Annotated in this window: 24 protein-coding genes; 4 read left to right on the top strand and 20 right to left on the bottom strand. The window is 34.6% G+C overall.

Annotated features, from left to right (window positions below):
• The first annotated feature begins 137 nt into the window (after positions 1–137).
• Entirely contained in the window at positions 138–290 is a 153-nt protein-coding gene (gene ytzI, locus AC1VU3_RS02545) for a YtzI protein (RefSeq protein WP_480387740.1), read from the top strand.
• Positions 291–1,076: 786 nt separating this feature from the next.
• Here the strand turns inward: ytzI and AC1VU3_RS02540 are convergent.
• Together AC1VU3_RS02540 and AC1VU3_RS02535 are read right to left on the bottom strand one after the other, a co-directional pair.
• On the bottom strand, positions 1,077–1,574 hold the full coding sequence (locus AC1VU3_RS02540; protein ID WP_480387739.1) for a type II toxin-antitoxin system SpoIISA family toxin: 498 nt from the start codon (positions 1,572–1,574) through the stop codon (positions 1,077–1,079).
• A gap of 323 nt (positions 1,575–1,897) precedes the next feature.
• The gene (locus AC1VU3_RS02535) at positions 1,898–2,752 is read right to left on the bottom strand and encodes a dimethylarginine dimethylaminohydrolase family protein (protein WP_480387738.1); all 855 of its coding nucleotides are present in this window, start codon (positions 2,750–2,752) and stop codon (positions 1,898–1,900) included.
• A 164-nt stretch (positions 2,753–2,916) separates the two neighbouring features.
• Between AC1VU3_RS02535 and AC1VU3_RS02530 the strand changes: the two genes are divergently transcribed.
• Positions 2,917–3,651, top strand: a complete 735-nt coding sequence (locus tag AC1VU3_RS02530) for a YqcI/YcgG family protein (RefSeq protein ID WP_480387737.1) — start codon at positions 2,917–2,919, stop codon at positions 3,649–3,651.
• 41 nt (positions 3,652–3,692) lie between these two features.
• Here the strand turns inward: AC1VU3_RS02530 and AC1VU3_RS02525 are convergent, their stop codons facing one another.
• The 6 genes from AC1VU3_RS02525 to rlmN form a co-directional block, all read right to left on the bottom strand.
• The gene (locus AC1VU3_RS02525; RefSeq protein ID WP_480387736.1) at positions 3,693–4,634 is read right to left on the bottom strand and encodes a hypothetical protein; all 942 of its coding nucleotides are present in this window, start codon (positions 4,632–4,634) and stop codon (positions 3,693–3,695) included.
• A complete protein-coding gene (locus AC1VU3_RS02520; protein WP_480387735.1) occupies positions 4,624–5,148 on the bottom strand; it encodes a sigma-70 family RNA polymerase sigma factor in 525 nt (174 codons plus the stop codon). Before AC1VU3_RS02520 ends, AC1VU3_RS02525 begins: the two co-directional genes overlap by 11 nt.
• A 229-nt stretch (positions 5,149–5,377) precedes the next feature.
• On the bottom strand, positions 5,378–5,839 hold the full coding sequence (locus tag AC1VU3_RS02515) for a YhfM domain-containing protein (protein ID WP_482982631.1): 462 nt from the start codon (positions 5,837–5,839) through the stop codon (positions 5,378–5,380).
• Positions 5,840–5,923: 84 nt separating this feature from the next.
• Positions 5,924–6,478, bottom strand: coding sequence for a DUF4334 domain-containing protein (locus tag AC1VU3_RS02510; RefSeq protein ID WP_480387733.1), 555 nt, complete (start codon positions 6,476–6,478; stop codon positions 5,924–5,926).
• Positions 6,479–6,852: 374 nt separating this feature from the next.
• On the bottom strand, positions 6,853–6,948 hold the full coding sequence (locus AC1VU3_RS02505) for a putative holin-like toxin (protein WP_480387732.1): 96 nt from the start codon (positions 6,946–6,948) through the stop codon (positions 6,853–6,855).
• 212 nt (positions 6,949–7,160) lie between these two features.
• Positions 7,161–8,228, bottom strand: a complete 1,068-nt coding sequence (rlmN, locus tag AC1VU3_RS02500) for a dual-specificity RNA methyltransferase RlmN (RefSeq protein WP_480387731.1) — start codon at positions 8,226–8,228, stop codon at positions 7,161–7,163.
• Positions 8,229–8,519: 291 nt separating this feature from the next.
• Here rlmN and AC1VU3_RS02495 point away from each other — a divergent pair, with 291 nt between their 5' ends.
• Positions 8,520–8,741 carry a hypothetical protein gene (locus tag AC1VU3_RS02495; RefSeq protein WP_480387730.1) on the top strand — a complete coding sequence of 74 codons (222 nt, stop codon included), beginning with the start codon at positions 8,520–8,522 and terminating at the stop codon, positions 8,739–8,741.
• 302 nt (positions 8,742–9,043) lie between these two features.
• On the opposite strand, the gene AC1VU3_RS02490 is transcribed toward AC1VU3_RS02495, so the two are convergent.
• The 4 genes from AC1VU3_RS02490 to AC1VU3_RS02475 form a co-directional block, all read right to left on the bottom strand.
• The gene (locus tag AC1VU3_RS02490) at positions 9,044–9,244 is read right to left on the bottom strand and encodes a cold-shock protein (RefSeq protein WP_482982630.1); all 201 of its coding nucleotides are present in this window, start codon (positions 9,242–9,244) and stop codon (positions 9,044–9,046) included.
• A 315-nt stretch (positions 9,245–9,559) separates the two neighbouring features.
• Positions 9,560–9,760 (bottom strand): cold-shock protein, encoded by a 201-nt coding sequence (locus AC1VU3_RS02485; protein WP_482982629.1) that lies wholly within the window; start codon positions 9,758–9,760, stop codon positions 9,560–9,562.
• Between the two features lie 843 nt (positions 9,761–10,603).
• Positions 10,604–10,804 carry a cold-shock protein gene (locus tag AC1VU3_RS02480; protein ID WP_480389628.1) on the bottom strand — a complete coding sequence of 67 codons (201 nt, stop codon included), beginning with the start codon at positions 10,802–10,804 and terminating at the stop codon, positions 10,604–10,606.
• A gap of 845 nt (positions 10,805–11,649) precedes the next feature.
• Positions 11,650–11,829: a DUF4083 domain-containing protein gene (locus AC1VU3_RS02475; RefSeq protein ID WP_480389627.1), complete on the bottom strand. Its 180-nt coding sequence runs from the start codon at positions 11,827–11,829 to the stop codon at positions 11,650–11,652.
• A gap of 138 nt (positions 11,830–11,967) precedes the next feature.
• Here AC1VU3_RS02475 and AC1VU3_RS02470 point away from each other — a divergent pair, with 138 nt between their 5' ends.
• Positions 11,968–13,377: a VanZ family protein gene (locus AC1VU3_RS02470; protein ID WP_480389626.1), complete on the top strand. Its 1,410-nt coding sequence runs from the start codon at positions 11,968–11,970 to the stop codon at positions 13,375–13,377.
• Between the two features lie 22 nt (positions 13,378–13,399).
• Here AC1VU3_RS02470 and AC1VU3_RS02465 read toward each other — a convergent pair whose 3' ends face one another.
• The 8 genes from AC1VU3_RS02465 to AC1VU3_RS02430 all read right to left on the bottom strand — a co-directional run bounded on the left by AC1VU3_RS02465 (position 13,400) and on the right by AC1VU3_RS02430 (position 17,389).
• On the bottom strand, positions 13,400–13,651 hold the full coding sequence (locus tag AC1VU3_RS02465; protein ID WP_480389625.1) for a hypothetical protein: 252 nt from the start codon (positions 13,649–13,651) through the stop codon (positions 13,400–13,402).
• A 157-nt stretch (positions 13,652–13,808) separates the two neighbouring features.
• Complete coding sequence (locus AC1VU3_RS02460; protein ID WP_480389624.1) at positions 13,809–14,291, bottom strand: immunoglobulin-like domain-containing protein; 483 nt, start codon at positions 14,289–14,291, stop codon at positions 13,809–13,811.
• Positions 14,292–14,399: 108 nt separating this feature from the next.
• Complete coding sequence (locus tag AC1VU3_RS02455; protein ID WP_480389623.1) at positions 14,400–14,606, bottom strand: hypothetical protein; 207 nt, start codon at positions 14,604–14,606, stop codon at positions 14,400–14,402.
• Positions 14,607–14,977: 371 nt separating this feature from the next.
• Positions 14,978–15,331, bottom strand: coding sequence for a hypothetical protein (locus AC1VU3_RS02450; protein ID WP_480389622.1), 354 nt, complete (start codon positions 15,329–15,331; stop codon positions 14,978–14,980).
• Between the two features lie 12 nt (positions 15,332–15,343).
• Positions 15,344–15,703, bottom strand: coding sequence for a hypothetical protein (locus tag AC1VU3_RS02445; protein WP_480389621.1), 360 nt, complete (start codon positions 15,701–15,703; stop codon positions 15,344–15,346).
• A gap of 10 nt (positions 15,704–15,713) precedes the next feature.
• Positions 15,714–16,061 carry a hypothetical protein gene (locus tag AC1VU3_RS02440; protein WP_480389620.1) on the bottom strand — a complete coding sequence of 116 codons (348 nt, stop codon included), beginning with the start codon at positions 16,059–16,061 and terminating at the stop codon, positions 15,714–15,716.
• Between the two features lie 181 nt (positions 16,062–16,242).
• Positions 16,243–16,614: a VOC family protein gene (locus AC1VU3_RS02435; RefSeq protein WP_480389619.1), complete on the bottom strand. Its 372-nt coding sequence runs from the start codon at positions 16,612–16,614 to the stop codon at positions 16,243–16,245.
• Positions 16,615–16,684: 70 nt separating this feature from the next.
• The gene (locus AC1VU3_RS02430) at positions 16,685–17,389 is read right to left on the bottom strand and encodes a hypothetical protein (RefSeq protein ID WP_480389618.1); all 705 of its coding nucleotides are present in this window, start codon (positions 17,387–17,389) and stop codon (positions 16,685–16,687) included.
• Between the last annotated feature and the right edge of the window lie 31 nt (positions 17,390–17,420).

Genomic DNA, 17,420 nt, shown 5'->3' with positions numbered 1-17,420 from the left:
TAAATTCTTCACTATATTTAGCCATAGAAAAACACCCCAAAAGTTAGTTTTTACTCTAACTTTTGGGGTGCAGCACCCTCTTGGGTAGCTTTTTTGCTCTTCCTCCTTTTACACTATAGATAAAAAGGAGTTAATCCATGGTAACTTTTATGCTGATTAGTATCTTTATAGTTCTTATTATCTTAGGCTTATCTATTTTCGTTATTAATAAAGGCTATGCCTACAAGCAAACAATTGATGAAAAACCTGCTCCTTTTGAGAAGAAAGATAAATCCGAAATGAACTTTTAAAAAATGTCTCCTTATTTAATTATCGAACAGTTCGTGTATACCTTATTTTCTCTAAGTTTCTAATGGTTAATTCTTCTATCTCTTTAAGTTTACATCCGTCTTCCAGAGAAATAAATATCCTGTTTCTTTGTGTATACTTAAGAACATTGTCTAATACTTCTTTATACAAAATTAAGTCTGGACGCTCGGTAGATAAAGAAGGCAAGGTATAAAAAATTCGATTACGAGTTCTCCTTTTAGGCATAGGTTGTATTCACTCCTTTCAATATTCTATGCCTATAAAATGAACAACTATACCAATGAAAACAAAAACCGGCAGAAGATTTATCTCCTACCGGTTAAATAATGGATTTTGTCTTGTTAAAGATTTTTCAGCTTCTTCTACGGCTTGTTTATTATTCTCTAATAAAATACGTGTCCTCGGACTCATTCCAACTTCTCCTAACTGAATTCGAGAGCGAACTCGTCTCGACTTTGTGGAAGTGCTTATTTCTGTTGGACTTTTTTTTAGGACTGTTTTCACTAACAAACACCGCCTTTTCTAAAGAGTTTATAACTCTTTCATCGCAGAATCGAATGTTGATATTAATATACCCAATATTAAAGCATCGTAATCGTTAGGTAATTCGTTCGTTTCCATTTCAATTACATAATCTTTCCCCATACATTTTAATGGTTGAATGACATAATTTATTTTGTTGCTAAAATATGTTTGACCACTATTTATAGACTTTTGTAGTTGGTGTCGATCTGCCGTTTTTAAACTAAACTTGTCTATCTCATTGATTAGATAATCAGATTTTCCTTAATGATAATATTAATATTTTCAAGTGAGCCATACTCTTGTAGAAAACTATTTAACTCAATTAAATATTCTTCTTGTGTTTCATAATACTCTATATATTCATATGTCATCAAGACAGAACTAGCATTTTTTAGTTTTTCTCGTCCATCTTGAATCATTTCACTCGAATTATTAACTGCTTCAGTTAACCTAGTTAGCTCACTACTACTACCTAGTTTACTAAAATACATATTAAGGATAAAAAAGGCATCAATTAATATAAACGCCATAAAAACGATTAAATAATTATGCCAATCAGTAAATAAACTTGAAGGAAATTTCGTCCAATAAATTAACGCACCTAATAAATATAAGAAATACCAAGTCTTTCTAATGCTAATTATTTTCTCAGTCCACTTATATTCTTTCCAAGAAGCGAACAAATAAACTAAAACTGTTGAAAAGATTACCCAAACGAAAATCTTAAAAAACTGTTCCATTAAATTTATCCCCTTAAATAAATTTAAAAATAAAATCTATCACCTACTCTATAATAATTTCGTAAGAATATACTCCAATTACTTACTGTAGTAAGTAATATACGCTTCTTCTTCATAGGAAAGAATTTAAAAATCTTCTATCATATCTATTAAATTAAATGTTTCTAATTTCATATACTTATTTTAACAAATACCCCTCATCTTTACTATCTTCTTTTATTCTTCCTTTTTATAAAAATTATAAAATTTACTCTTAGAGAATGCATAAAAAAACACCATTTATAAAAATGATGTTTTCTTTTTAATGCTTACATATCCTATTATCAATCACGCAAAACTGGCATAGAGCAGCATCTAAACGATCCACCTGATTTAATAATCTCAGAAAAGTCTACTTCTATTACCTTGTAGCCATGGTTCCTCAGCTGCTGATTTACTTTTTGATTACACGGTAAGCTAAACACTCGTTTATGACCAATAGACAAGACGTTTGTACCCATCGTAAACTGCTCCTCTTCACTTACCTCAATTAAATGATATATAGAAGATAGTCTTTCAATAACCTCCGAATCAAGCGCGGCTGGATAAACGAGGGCATCCTGTGGAGATAAGATGTTAAAAACGCAGTCGAGATGTAGGTATTTCGGGTTGAATGGAACTGGGATTACTTCATAGTTTGGTAATTCGTTTTGCAGTGCTTCCACTGCCTCTATGCTTGTTCGGTCGCTAATTCCAATGAAAATTCGTTTACCATCAACCAGCACGTCTCCTCCTTCCACTGGGTGAGAGGTAAGTTTTCTATATGGTAGCTGATGCTCATTCATCCATTGGACCAACACTTCCTCTTCGCCTTGACGAATAGGATTAGCCATTTCAGAAATAAATAAGGTCTCCCCTATCGTAAAGCCGATATCCCTAGTGAATACCTGCTCCGGCTGATTCTTCTTGGGTGGTAGCTTGATTACCTCTACCCCTTCCTTACACAAAGCTTCTTCAAATGTCTTATGCTGCGAAAGTGCGAGTGATTGATCAATATTACTATTTATATATTTCTTTTGGACTTCATTAATCACGTCTTTTATTTCCATGTATTGTGGTTCACATAAGATGACTTTGTGAAGTACTCCATATTCGCTTTGACATTGTATTTGTAATTGGTCTTCCTTTAATTTCTCCATTAGTCATCCTCCTGTTTTGCTTCTCATATGTTTCTATTCCCGATAATATCCTTCTATAACCTTTTACATAATTTTCAATTTCCTATATAACTGGTTTGCAAGAAAATTCTTTTGGGTAAATAAAGAAGTAGTGAAATATACATAGTACAAAGGGAGAGGATTTTTTGCTTACAAAGGAGCATGCTTTATTAACAAAGGAAGATTTTCAAACAAGAAAAGACCTGCCAGAATGGCTATACAGGGAATACGAGACGTTTCATAAGACAGTTACGGATAAAACATTTCCTTGCTTTTTTGGTATGAGTGGAGAATTAAAGGGCGAGCTACGCTATGCATATATTAGTCAGGAAGATTGGAGCAATCTACCGAATGCTTTGAAAAGCTTTTTGGAATTATTTAAGGATCCGAATCACAAAAGACATGGTCTATTTGTCTTTGTAGAGCCTTTTGAAGTGGAAGGAGCAATTGATGACTACCGAAAGCAATTTTGGGAGATTCTTCAATATCTGCATGAAGTAGATGAAGTGGAATGGCCAGAAGACAGTCCTCGTGATCCTGAACATTATTTATGGGATTTCCGATTCCATGGTGAGCCAATCTTTGTATTCGGGAATACTCCGGCTTATAAAAAGCGGAAAACTCGAGACTTAGGTAATGCGATGGTTTTAGGTTTCCAGCCTCGTAAAATATTTGTAGGATTAGAGGGAACCGAAAAAGGCGGCATTATGTCACGAGAAAAGGTGAGAAAACGCGTAGAGGTATGGGATCAGCTGCCGAAGCATCCAGATATCGGACATTTCGGAGATCCAACACATAACGAATGGAAGCAATTCTTTATCGGAGACGATATTGAACCTATCCAAGGAAAATGTCCATTTCAGCATAAATCGCTTTCATAAATAGGAAAGAGCTTGGATACAATCCAGGCTCTTTTTGTTCATTATTCAAGTTGCTTCCATAGCTTTGAAAATACCTCTTGGTTCATTTCAAAATATACATCCATAAATCCATAATAGATAAACCCATCCTTTAGAAGAGTCATCTTGACCCTTGTACCATCTTTTAAATGAATAGTCAGTTCCCTGAAATCTTCATCACTTCTATAATCACTAATGGGATCTGAATTTTGTGTTCGAAGAAAGGGTTCTGCTCTGTTCAGTTCTTCTAGGAAGCTATTTAATGTTTCCAACTCTGTTACTGGATAAAAATTGTCAATGCTATTGTCCCAATCACTAAAAACGCGATACTCTGCAGAAACTATATTATTTTCTATCTTTAATTGGCCAAATACATCCTCCCCGCTCTTAATTGTAATTCCGTTTAGGTTTTCATAAAACTCCGCGTATTGCTCACCATTGATATCTTGGTATGTCATTATCCGAAAGTCTTTATCGTAACCGTTTACAGAATATACATCCGTTACTCCTATTGTGGAAGCAAGTTCTTCATAGGCTTCTTGTGAACTCCATTCATCAATAGAACCCTTCGTTGTTCCAAGTTTTTCACCTATCAGCAACTTTGCATCCTCAGCATCTATCTCGGTCTTTGCTTGGGTATAAATTTTTCCATTATACACTATTAAACCAATCATATTCGCATTTGAAGTGTCTTCTGGTAATTGAATAGCCGGGATTGTCACACTTCCGTCTTCCTTCACTGCTTGTTCACCTGGATTCATATTATCAAACGGATTACTAGTAAATAAAATAAAGGCCCCAACAGTAGCAAGTATTGCAGCGGAAATACCGATGCTTTTTATAGGAATACGTTTTTTAACACTTTTCATTTCCTTCTTCGCTTGATTTACGCCCATTTTACTTCTTTCACTAAGCTCATTTGGTATTGTTATTTTATTCATTTCTTGATGAATCTTATTGTTCATTAAAATCATCCCCCTTCCAATTTTTACGGAGCTTTCCTAAAGCTCTGTATAAAACCGTTTTTGTTGTACCCAAGGGAATATCTAATGCTTCGGAAACCTCTTTAATCGTCAGACCTTCATAAAACCTAAGCATAATCACACTTTTTTCCTCTTCATTTAACAGTTCAATTAAGTCTCGAATCGTCACTTCCAAATCAATATCTTCGTCTATATACTTCGATACATTTTCCTCAAAACTCGGCTTTAATTGAACAACTTTTTTACGTTTTCGAAGTAAGTCTAACGAGCAATTAACCGCAATCCTTATTAACCATGTTTTAAAAAACTTTACTTCTTTGAGACTTTTAATTGTTTTGAAGGAACGATATGCAGTCTCTTGAACCACATCTAGTGCATCGCTTTGATTTTGCACATATATATAAGCCATCCTATAGATTTCTTCCTCGTACTGCTGAAATAAAGTTAAAAATGCTTTATCATTACCCTCTTGAGCCTTCTTCACTAAATCAACCAAGCTATCCCCCCTTAATTACCCTTTCATATATTAGACGGATTAAGTTTTGATTTAGCTTTCATTTTCAGATAAAAATTTTAGGAATGTTGCGCATAATAAAGTGAAACTTTGATTGGTGGGGGTTTTCTTTCAACCCCCACCAATCATTAGTTGAACCAATCGGGCTTTTAGGGACAGTTGATCTCCCACTTAGCTTTCTCATTTCTTTTGCAATCTTGAAGTGGGAGTCTTACTGTCCCTTAATGCGGGATAAAAGACCTCTCCTTAGAGGTCCGATATTCTCGCCGGTAATTATTTCCACTAGTTCCGTTGACTTTTCCTTATTTAATTGAATATAGCTACTATCCCCCCTTATCAGCTCCACCGTATCTTTATTTGGACTGATCCAAAGCTCATATGGTACTGCTTTTGCTTCTATGTTAGGGTCTTTATATTGAAATAAAAACCTGTAATCAGCAGGACGTACCATTTCCACTTCTGCTTTTTTCCATTCGATATCATTTAATATCTCTATTACCCTTTGGACTTGATCATTATCCCAGATCTCTTGAAGGTCCTCATATTTATTTTCTTCTCCAACCCGCTTGTCAACCTTAATATATTGCTCGAAATTTCTATCTTCATTTGAACACCCGCCAACAAGAATGGAAATCAGCGCTACTAAAGTAAGAAAGTATTTACAATTCTTCACAGATACTTCCCCCTTTCTTAATAAGCTGCTTACAAATTAGAAAAGTATCTCTTATTCCTTATATTTACTTTTTATCCCAAAAGATTAAAACGTCTTATTTCCATCTACCTTACTCAGCACAAAAAAATATGGCTTCCCGCCTTGTGCTTGTTTTATATCCATCATTCCCAGTAAAGTTCGAGTATCCACTTTTCTAAAAACATCAATAATTTCTTTTTTATCGTACACCATGGCTGCACTTGTTTTTCCTCTGTACTCCAGCATACGTAGTCTTGCGGCACTCTTTTTTGTATGTAACACTCGTCGTGAGAGCTTCATTGCTGGAGTTATGAAGCTTTTAGGTATTTTTTCAAAAGGGAAACCTAAAGGGATGAAAACTGGATTGATCGCATAAAGCTCACCATTTTCTTTTTCCATCATAAGTGGATGAACTCGCTCCTCATCTATAAACTGCTTCCCATACCAACTTGATGCCTCTAAAAGTCCGTCAAAGGGATGTCCTGTTTTTATTTCCTCCCCTTTCCACATACCCCACATTTCCTTAGCTTCCACTGCTTCGAGTTGGTCAAATAGTGCAATGGCCTCCTCTGTGGTTGTACCGTGAAGCAGCATGTTATTTAACATTTCAGTTATATTCATTCGTATTCACTCCGATACAATGGGATATTATCTCTTGCATGAATTATTCATAGCTTACTATAAGTTACCCATTTTCGAAGTAAAAAATGTCCTCTACAAAAAATGGAGGACAATTATTAGAAAATCGTATCTACTTTTAAAGCCTGCTACCACCAGTAACACTTTATCTTATTAACATATTTGTATTTGCTCAAAAAAATTCATATAATTGAAAATAACAATTGATATGTTATACTAAGGGTAATAAAAGAGTATATTAAAAAAGACCATTGGTGTTCCAGCACCAACAGTCTTTTGCAACATCATAGTTCGCTTCAAAGGCGAACAGCACAGGGAACAGTAAACCGTCCACTTGCTTAGCGGCTAAGGGCGGTTTACTTTTTTTTCGTAAAAGTAAATGACAATGCAATAACCGCAACGATTAACGTTGAAAACGAAATCATCAGATTTAATGCTTGCTCTATTGTCATCAGCAACACCCCCTCTCTCTCACTGAGAAAGTGAGTTAAAAGAAAGATGTGCTGCCGCCCATGAATGCCTATGGTTGCTAACTAAATTATATCATATTTCCTGACAAGACTATCCATCTAAAGAGATGCTTCAGATAATTACATGTCATAGAGTAAACTTTAATAATATAGGCGTCCTCCTTCTCGGAGAACGCCTTATTTTTCGTATAAATTTAGTTTGAAACTTTGTCTTTTTTAATTTGCTTACTTCGTAACTGACCACAAGCTGCATCAATGTCAGAGCCCTGCTCCACACGTACTCCACAGTTGATACCACGGCTCTTTAATGTTTGGAAGAACGCACTAATAGATTCTTCTGAGCTGCGTTGGTATTGGCTATGCTCATCCACTGGGTTATAAGGGATAAGGTTCACATAAGATAGATGACGCTTGTTTTCCAACAGCTTCGCTAGCTGCTGTGCTTCTTCTACGTGATCGTTGACATCCTTCAATAAAATATATTCAAAGGTGATGCGACGATTAGTTTTTTCTAAATAATAATCTACCGATTCCATTACCTTCTCAATTGGGAAGGCTTTATTAATGATCATGATTTGAGAACGAAGCTCATCATTTGGAGCATGTAGAGATACTGCTAGGTTCACTTGGATATTTTCATCTGCAAAGTCTTTAATTTTCTTCGCTAAGCCACTTGTTGAAACGGTAATATGGCGTGCACCAATCGCAAGTCCCTTTTGGTCATTTACGGTACGTAGGAAGTTCATCAAATTTTTATAGTTATCAAATGGTTCCCCAATACCCATTACCACGATATGGCTAACTCGTTCGTCTTTTTGGATTTGGTCCAAGTGCTCTTGAACCTTCATAATTTGACCAACAATTTCTCCTGCATCAAGGTCTCTGCTCTTCTTCAACAGACCACTTGCACAGAAGCTACAGCCGATGTTACAGCCAACCTGTGTCGTAACACATACAGATAAGCCATATTTGAAGCGCATTAACACTGTCTCGATAAGGTTGCCGTCCTGCATTTCGAACAAGAATTTAATGGTGCCATCAGCAGACTCCTGCTTCACCTTTTCCTTCAACGTTTGAATCTCGAAGTTTTCCTCAAGAAGCTTTAGAGTATCCTTGTTGACGTTCGTCATTTCTTCGAAGCTTAGTACTCGTTTATTATATAACCAATCCCATACCTGCTCTGCACGGAATTTCTTTTGGCCACGTTCTAATAACCACTCTATTAACTGGTCTCTGGTAAGACCATATATTGACTTTTTCATTGTATTAGCCCTCATTTCTACAACTAACAATTTGCCCATTATACCACGATATCATTCATACGACAATTAATTATAAGGGATAATGAAGCAAAAAGATATTATAAAGTTTCATGCTTCCTTTCTTGGATGAATATAGTAGGTTGATTCCAACTTTACATAAAGGAAGTGTTTATTCTGCAACCCAGGATAATAAAAGGAAAATCCTATAAAATAAGAAGAGCCGTTTTAAAACTCATCATATTTTCCTTTAGCGTGGCTGCATTCCTGCCCGGTAGAGAAATTCAAACATATATGGTACATGATGAATTACATAACCAGCACATATTGCAAGCCCAAAGCTTGTTTGAAGGAACTCTTCAACGATTTTTCATATTATCTTACTCCATTGATTCTTTAGAAGCAGATGAGTCTCCACAGACATTGACCGCCTATACTTTATTTGGATTGCCTTATTTAGAAATCATTGTCCATGGTGACGATGCGTATATTAATCGTAAATTGTTGTTTAAGTAAAATCTAGTGACCAATTATTATAAGTAAATAATGACGAACAAAAAAGACCTTATCTAGAGGTCTTTTTTAGTCTTTATCAAGATCCTTATCAAAAATAGAAGGTTTCTTCTCTTCTTGCATACCTAGCTTTTTTATCGATGGTCTGCGCATTTAGTGCTATTTCTTTTAGTTTTCGGATAAAGCTGTAGAAAGCTTCCTCCGCCTCTCCTAGTCGCATTACTGTACAAATGACAGGTTAAGTAAGACAAAAAAGAGGCATCCTGATGAAAGGATACCTCTTTTTTATGTTTACATCCTAAAAATTAAAGTTTTAAGATGTTTGCAGCTTGTGGTCCACGTTGGCCGTTTTCTACTGAAAACTCAACTTTTTGACCTTCTTCAAGTGATTTAAAGCCTTCACTTTGGATAGCTGAGAAATGTGCGAATACATCTTCTCCGCCGTCAACTTCGATGAAACCGAAACCTTTGTCTGCGTTAAACCATTTTACTGTACCTTGTGTCATATAAATGACCTCCATTAATTCGTATTTAATAAGATAATATTTCTTCCAAAAGAAAAAATTCACATATTACAAAAAGTTCCAAATAAGACACGAATACTCTTTGTAATAGGTGAATTTTTGTTTTTCTTGTATACAATCTTATTAAACCTAGTATATAATTAAAAGTTACATTTGTCTAGTGATACGATTTCCTATTCCTTTGCCAGCCTTTAAAGCATATGCCCATATTAGACTACGATCGAAACATATCACCTACGAAAAAAAGAGACATCCTAATGAAAGGATGTCTCTTTTTACCTGGTTACATCATTAAAATTATAATTTTACGATGTTTGCAGCTTGTGGTCCACGTTGGCCGTTTTCTACTGAAAACTCAACTTTTTGACCTTCTTCAAGTGATTTAAATCCTTCACTTTGGATAGCTGAGAAATGTGCGAATACGTCTTCTCCGCCCTCAACTTCGATGAATCCGAAACCTTTGTCTGCGTTAAACCATTTTACTGTACCTTGTGTCATATAAATGACCTCCATTAATTCGTATTTAATAAGATAATATTTCTTCCAAAAGAAAAAATTCACATATTACAAAAAGTTCCAAATAAGACACGAATACTCTTTGTAATAGGTGAATTTTTGTTTTTCTTATATACAATCTCATTAAACTTAGTATATAATAAAAAGTTGCATTTGTCTAGTGAAAAGATGACTATTCATTTTTGGCCTTTTTACTATCATATAAAAAGGGAGATCAAGTCCAAAAACTTGAAGATGCATTTCCTCTTTGACTATAACTTGGACAAGCACTATCCAGAATTACCTTGGCAATCCATTCAAACTTCAGATCAAACAGTTGATTATCAATAAATCCAATCTTAAGTAGCAATGCAGCACATTCGTATGCTTCTGCACGTAAAAATTAGCCTCTTCCCCTCCTCGATCTCGATAACCGATACTAACCACTGCTTGCTGGACTTTCGTCTAAATAAATATATCATTTCAAAATGATTTAAGCTCTTTTCTGATTAATTTGAGTGTATTAATGAATTAGCTGTCAGTCAGCCTCTCTTTTAAGTTGCTTATGAAGTTCGTGGAGGATACTTTCCATTCTGTCTAACTTAACCAATGAATTATAAACATTATGTAATGCTACGATGCTTATTGATTACTAACAATCTACTATCTCTTTTACCTTTTCTACAAAACTATCAAAATCCTCTTCTGCCTCCACTCGTCGCTAGGATAAGTAGGACAAAACAAGTAATAGCGACGATAATAGACTACGTTTAGAAACTTACCGCCTATGAAAAAAAGAGGCATCCTGATGAAAGGATACCTCTTTTTATGTTTACATCCTAAAAATTAAAGTTTTACGATGTTTGCAGCTTGTGGTCCACGTTGGCCGTTTTCTACTGAAAACTCAACTTTTTGACCTTCTTCAAGTGATTTAAAGCCTTCACTTTGGATAGCTGAGAAATGTGCGAATACATCTTCTCCGCCGTCAACTTCGATGAAACCGAAACCTTTGTCTGCGTTAAACCATTTTACTGTACCTTGTGTCATATAAATGACCTCCATTAATTCGTATTTAATAAGATAATATTTCTTCCAAAAGAAAAAATTCACATATTACAAAAAGTTCCAAATAAGACACGAATACTCTTTGTAATAGGTGAATTTTTGTTTTTCTTATATACAATCTCATTAAACTTAGTATATAATAAAAAGTTGCATTTGTCTAGTGAAAAGGTGACTATTCATTTACTGGCCTTTTTACTATCACTTAAAAGCGAAATCAAGCCAATAAACTTCAAAGTTCAAATCAAACAGTTGATGATCAATAAATCCAATCTCATGTAGCAATGCAGCGCATTCGCATCCTGCTCCACGTAAAACCATGATCTGGTAGGAGTGTGGGAAAATGAACGCCAAATTCTTCGTCATCTTTTTTTAGTTTTACAGGAAAAGCTATTTCTTTACACACCATTAAATCTATACCTTCTCTCTATTACTGTACTAGCAAACTATGATCCATAAAAAACTTTCCAACATCATTTTTCATTCCACCGTTTTCTTCGTTTTCCTTAAGGAAAATAGTGAAATGATAAAACCACCGAAGGCTACAATAGGAACACCATCAGCATCCCCCTCCTACCATAATACAAAACAGAATTAAGTTAACCCCAAGAAGAAATATCTTAATGTTTGTAAATTTATCGGTATAAAAGAAAGAAAATAAGGAAGAAAACATCCCTGCAATAGCAATAAAGGGACCAAAGTCCAAGCTAAAAGCAAAAGCGATACTCATAAGATTTAATAGTGTTCCTAAAAGTATTAGCGAATTCCAGTTCCTAAAATCAATTTCAACAATCCTCCACTTTAACTAACAATCATCATGTTTCCCTGTTTCAAACTTCTTTCTTTATTTCTTTATTTAAATCCTCGAGCATTCTTTCCATTCTGTCGAGCTGATGTCTCCGACTTTTTATATAGCGAAACAAGGAAACAATCAGAATAATAGTTACAGCGATAAAAGCCAAGAACATTATCTGATATAAAGCATCTATCACACTAAAAGTAGCATGCACGTTTTCACCCCCAGTTAGTTATCCCTAATTATATTTTACCATATTTACCCTTTTAAGAAAATCTTAAGAAATATCCTACTAGTATCTTCAGAATATATTGATATGCTAAACCCACTAAACAACTTAGGAGGCTTTTCAATGGATTTTCAAACGATTGTTTCATCCCTTTTGCCTTATGCAAAATTTTCTTTCCTGATAGTACTTGCTTTTGTAATTGGATACTTTATCTATCGAAGGTTCTTTCAGAAAAAGTATCCACTTCGCTTAGCTACCTTCCTCAGTCTTTCTTTCCTGTTGTGTTGGGTGATGACCGTATTTGCTCTGACAACCTCTGACAGACCTGCTATGTATACTGGACAGGTAAACGTGAGCCTGTTTAGCGGCTATATAAGCGCTTGGAACAAGTGGTCTCTAGCAGAATTTCAGTTAATGATCTTTAATATGATCATGTTCTTGCCATTAGGGATGCTATTACCCTTTATTCATCCAAAATGTAAATCATTTTGGCGTGTTATCTTTATCTCCCTCACTTTCACCGCTGGGATTGAAGTCTTTCAACTTGTTACTGGAAAAGGTATTTTTGAGCTAGATGATTTATTCCATAATACACTCGGTAGCATCGCTGGATATTTTCTAATCATGGTTTTCCTATTGTCTATTGAGAAGCGCAAGCTGCATTGGGAGGCACTAGGAAGGGCTTTTGTAATTCCTTTATTATTTGTGGCCATTTTTGGAATTGGATATATCGCTTATCAAACACAGGAATACGGGAATCTTCCTTATAAGCCAGCACAAAAACAACCGATGGAGTCTGTGAAAGTCCAGTTAAAAACCGAGCTGTCGCAGAATTCCTCCAATGCTTGTATTTATTTGAATCAAAATATTAAAAACTTGGATGCTGCAAGAAACTTTTCACAGAAGGTAGCAAAACAATTCCAACTGGAGCAGCAAGGTGGCATGCGCATGGAAGGAGAAAATCGACTATTTTTCTATGAGGATAAAAACGGAACAGAATATTCATTAAACTACTTCATGCAAAGTGGAACTTGGGGCTTTTATGAGCAAAATAGAGAGGAAACGTCACAAGCGGATATTAAAAAACAAAAGCAGCTGTTGGAGAACTGGTTCCTAGAAGAGAATTTACTTCCAGCTAACGCTATTTATCAGCATCAACATGATTCCACTATTCGTTGGGATATTCCAGAAACCAAACATTTAGATTCTTTCTGCGAGGATTTTTCCCAAGGCTTCCTGATTGTGACTCTTTCGAATAATGAAATACCTTTCAATATCATGTACGATATCCAAAATAATAAATTCACTGGAGAAGAGAAAGTAATCTCTGAGCAACAAGCTTATAACAAATTGCAAAATGGAGAATTTAGTTTGTTTAATCCTTTAGAACCAGGAGATGCACTCACACTAACAGATGTAAAAGTTTCCTATACTTACGATACAAAAGGATATTATCGTCCAGCATATAAATTTATCGGGTTTGTAAACGATCCAGAAAACAATATAGAGATACTGATAGCTGCAATGGACTAAATAAGCTATTACGGAAAGTAGATCAACGTCTTACTAGGCGTTGGTCTACTTCAACCCTTTTCTTTCGTATAAACCAAAATACTATTGTGAGGATAAGAAGTAATATTGGGCTTAAACCAACATAAGCCCAAGCATTTTTAGCACCTATGAAATAAAGAGCTATTGGGATAAACGTAATGGTACTAGTTAGTAAGTATACCCAAGACTTTTTTGTGATACCGATTATAAAAGTAAAAATGGAAACGACGAAGGAAAGATTCCATAAAAACAGCATTTTTCTACCTCCCTTTTTAAGGCTTTACTCATTCGTAAAGTAAGCACCTGAAATCAATAAGATTTTATACTTTGTTAGTATCAAAGCGCACCTATTTTCTCCTGTTTAAGCCTTCCTTTATTAAACCAAGATTAACTACATCAAAAAAACTAAATTGTTATTCACTAAGCTCAAACTCAGTACCAAGAACTATATCCTCACCACTTACATAGAAGGATTTAACTGCACGATAATGGCCTTCTGTCAGTTGATAATCCAAATATCTAAGGTCTATAGTTTGTTCAAATTGGGAATTAGGTTCTACCTCTAGAACATTGTCTGTAAATGCCAGTCTTTCTGTATAAGGGATTTTATACCATTTGTCACCTTTCAACTTTTCTACATAGATTGGTACCCCAAAACCTACGGACTCTGTACTAGTATTATCAATCTTGAAAATTATTTCATCTTCTTTTTTTGGATATACATTTTTATCTGTAGATACTTCAATCTCCATTTTTTCTTCTTGAAATGTGCTCAGTAATTCGCCGTACTCAGATTCCGTAGTTAATGACTCTTCTCCTGGTTTGCTATTAATAGAACAGGCAGAAATAAACATAGTTATACCAATCAAGTAAAAAAAGATAGTCCTTCTCTTCATAAGCTTTACCTCCTATGTTTCCATTAATTTCTCTATTTAATAAGAAAAATGCTTTACTCCTGTATGAAGTAAAGCATAATACTGGTACATAGAAATATCTGACTTCTACTAGTTTTCTTCTTTTTTGCACTGAATATATTTTTGAGTAACTAATCCAGCATTAAAAACAGCTATAATCATGAAAAAGTAAAAGACAGTAGGTCCAAAAAATGAATTTTTATGATCAACAAAGTCAATATAAGAAAAAGAAGCGATAACAAAAAGACCGGCGAATATTATGTAATGTATAAATTGCCATTTGGCTGATTTAATCATGATGAACACTCCTTTATATTATATTAACAGATAATCCTAATTTTATCTATAATAACTAAATATTACCATTACAAATATTGGGTTGTCATCTTGTTTATAGTTTGATTCAAGAGGTTTGCTCTAGAAACCTTCTACTCCCCAAAATTTTGAAGGTCTTATTTATTTTAAAATAACTCAAAATACAATAGCATGGAAAAACTAAGTAGAGTGCAACTAAATAGAAATATTAGAGATAATTTCTCTTTACGTTTTTTGAATTGATTCCACCTAAAAAGTAGTACAGTACCAAGTGCTAGTGAAATACTATGAAGAATGATAGTAATAATAGGTAACAAAACTATTCCCCTTTCACTCTGAATGTTTGAAATAGATTACTGCCTCCTGGTTACCTGTTTTCTTGCAAATGTAGATGGCTTAAAAGAAACGTTATATTTTCCCTCTAATTCTTTTTGTACTTTTTCTGTAAGCCTTATTCCCTGTATATTATGTTTATCTTCAAGTTCAATTCCATTTGGGGAGATACGATCATTCCCCCAATCAATCCACGCCCCATATTTCATGACCCATGCCATCAATTCCGATTTAAGCTCTGTTGAAATTGGAACATCTTCTATGTCAAAGTTACAATAACATCTCTTACACCATATAGGATCTGCTCCTATATCCGCTTCAACTAATAAAGTATAGGTTTCATCGCATCTACACAGCTCTCTCAAATAGGTCATCTACCTTCACATTCATTTTTTAGATATTTTATTCATTGCTTCCTCTTTTATTGAAAACTTTCCTAAAAAGCCTCTTAGATGGATATCTAATTTGTAAGAAGAATCTTCTAAGTTTCGATATGTCCTTTTTACTTCCATGACAAAAATACCGGGTGAGTAGCTCCCACGTACTGTCTGCATTATAATCGGTTCTTTACCTTCTTCCAAAAGCTCAAAAGTATCACAATTTGAATAAAGACATTTTATCTCATAAGTTTCTTCCATCCAACGGAAAAGATCCTCATCATTAGGTTTTAATTTCACAGAAATAAAGGAACTCGTAAGTAAGAACACTACAGTAAACAAGAAGAAAAGTCTGGTCTTTTTCTTCATCCATATCCCCCTATGATTTTTTTGCTCCGGTATTAAAAATAATTTTCTCAACTACTATAGCAATAAAATAGAAAAGAATTAGCGCAATAGAAATACCAAGGTATAATTCATATGTTTCTAAAAACATTTCTTTTGACCAATAGTCTTCTGGTAATAAAAATGCAACTAAGAAATTGGAAATTCCTATACCATCGTTAACTTCGGGTACCAAGCTTTGTGTATAGTTTTGAGCCAAAGCGACACTTGAAAGAATAGAAAAGGCTAACATCGGTATAATAGCTTGAGACATTCTCATCTTTCTTTTTGAAATGAAAAAACCTGCTATCATGCCATACAACACTAATAGGATGAAAATCATGAACACACCCCTCTTTAAACCTGAGTTAGAAGTTTTAGCTTAATTATACGATGAAAATACACTCAAGTTACATTTTGTTCAAATTTTCCAAAAGTTTTTTCTCTAGGAAACCATTTAGTAGACACTAAAAATGCTCTACTCCTTTTTTGAAGTAAAGCATTAGCTAAGGCATGTTATTTTATTATGGTCCCACAACTATTAATACTATATCATCCGCTATTGTACGCATAACCGCAAGATGTCCTCCAAAAGGCTTTTCAATCGGCGGCTGAATCCAATGGATGTTTTGATTTTCCTTATGAGCATGGTAGAATTCTTTCACATCTTCTACAAAAACCTCGATATCAGGATCCTTAAAATTTTCACTGTCGTGTAAAACAAACTCTGTATTCCCATTAGCAAATGAAAAGCCTACCATTTTGGATCCGTCCGTCTGGTTGGAACGAAACAATTCACTTGCTCCAAACGTAGTTTTATAAAACTCTACTGATTGCTCCAAGTTGGGAGTGTAAAGCGATACTGCTTGAATATGTTTGATAGCCCCTTTATTCATAAAATATCCCCTTTTAAAATAATCGCACATGCGTTCTTATTGTACCATTATTTTCACAAACTGGGTTCCCTTATTCTTTCATTTTTCTAAAGAAGTCATATAATTCTTTGACATTGTCCGTTTTAAAAAGAAATTCTTCCTGGTCAAACACTAAAATTACCGGGAATTGTTCAATACCGAGCTCTTCTTTATAATCTATAATAAAATCTGGATTGTATTCTATCGATGCGGCTACCGCTTTGTGTTCTGTGTCTTCCAATATACTCAATACTTCTGGATAAACGGTATCAGGCATACTTGAAGAAAAGTATTTTCCAGGTTCGTACATAAAAACAATGTTAAACCCCTCAATATGCGAGAGAAGACTTGCATATTTTTCTTCGTAAGTCATTTCTAATAAAATTATTTCTTCTGGTGGAACCTCAAAATTATTCTCAATCGGTAGATTGATTTGCATTTTTTGCCCTATTTTTAATTCATCAAAAGAGGCTTTTGTTCCATTCTCATGCTTCATGACTGTTTCTTCCGTTATCTTTGCTGTGTAGGAATATCCTTCATCAGTGTGAGTACCTTTACTACCTCTTTTCATCCAATCAGAAATATTAACTACCACACTATTGCCCTTTTTATTTATTTCCCATATAGTTCCCACCATCTTATCATCTTCGTAGTCATTAGAAGAACTTTCTTCTTGGCGATCCGCACTATTTTGGCATGCAGTGAATATGAACAGACTAAATAATATACATACAAAAAACTGCACCCTCTTATCCAAGAACCTTCCCCCTCATTACATATTGCATTTG

It is taken from the genome of Psychrobacillus sp. Z16_25 (assembly GCF_056856695.1).
The sequence above is the reverse complement of the archived record's forward strand: the minus strand, read 5'-3'. Positions and strand labels throughout refer to the sequence as shown.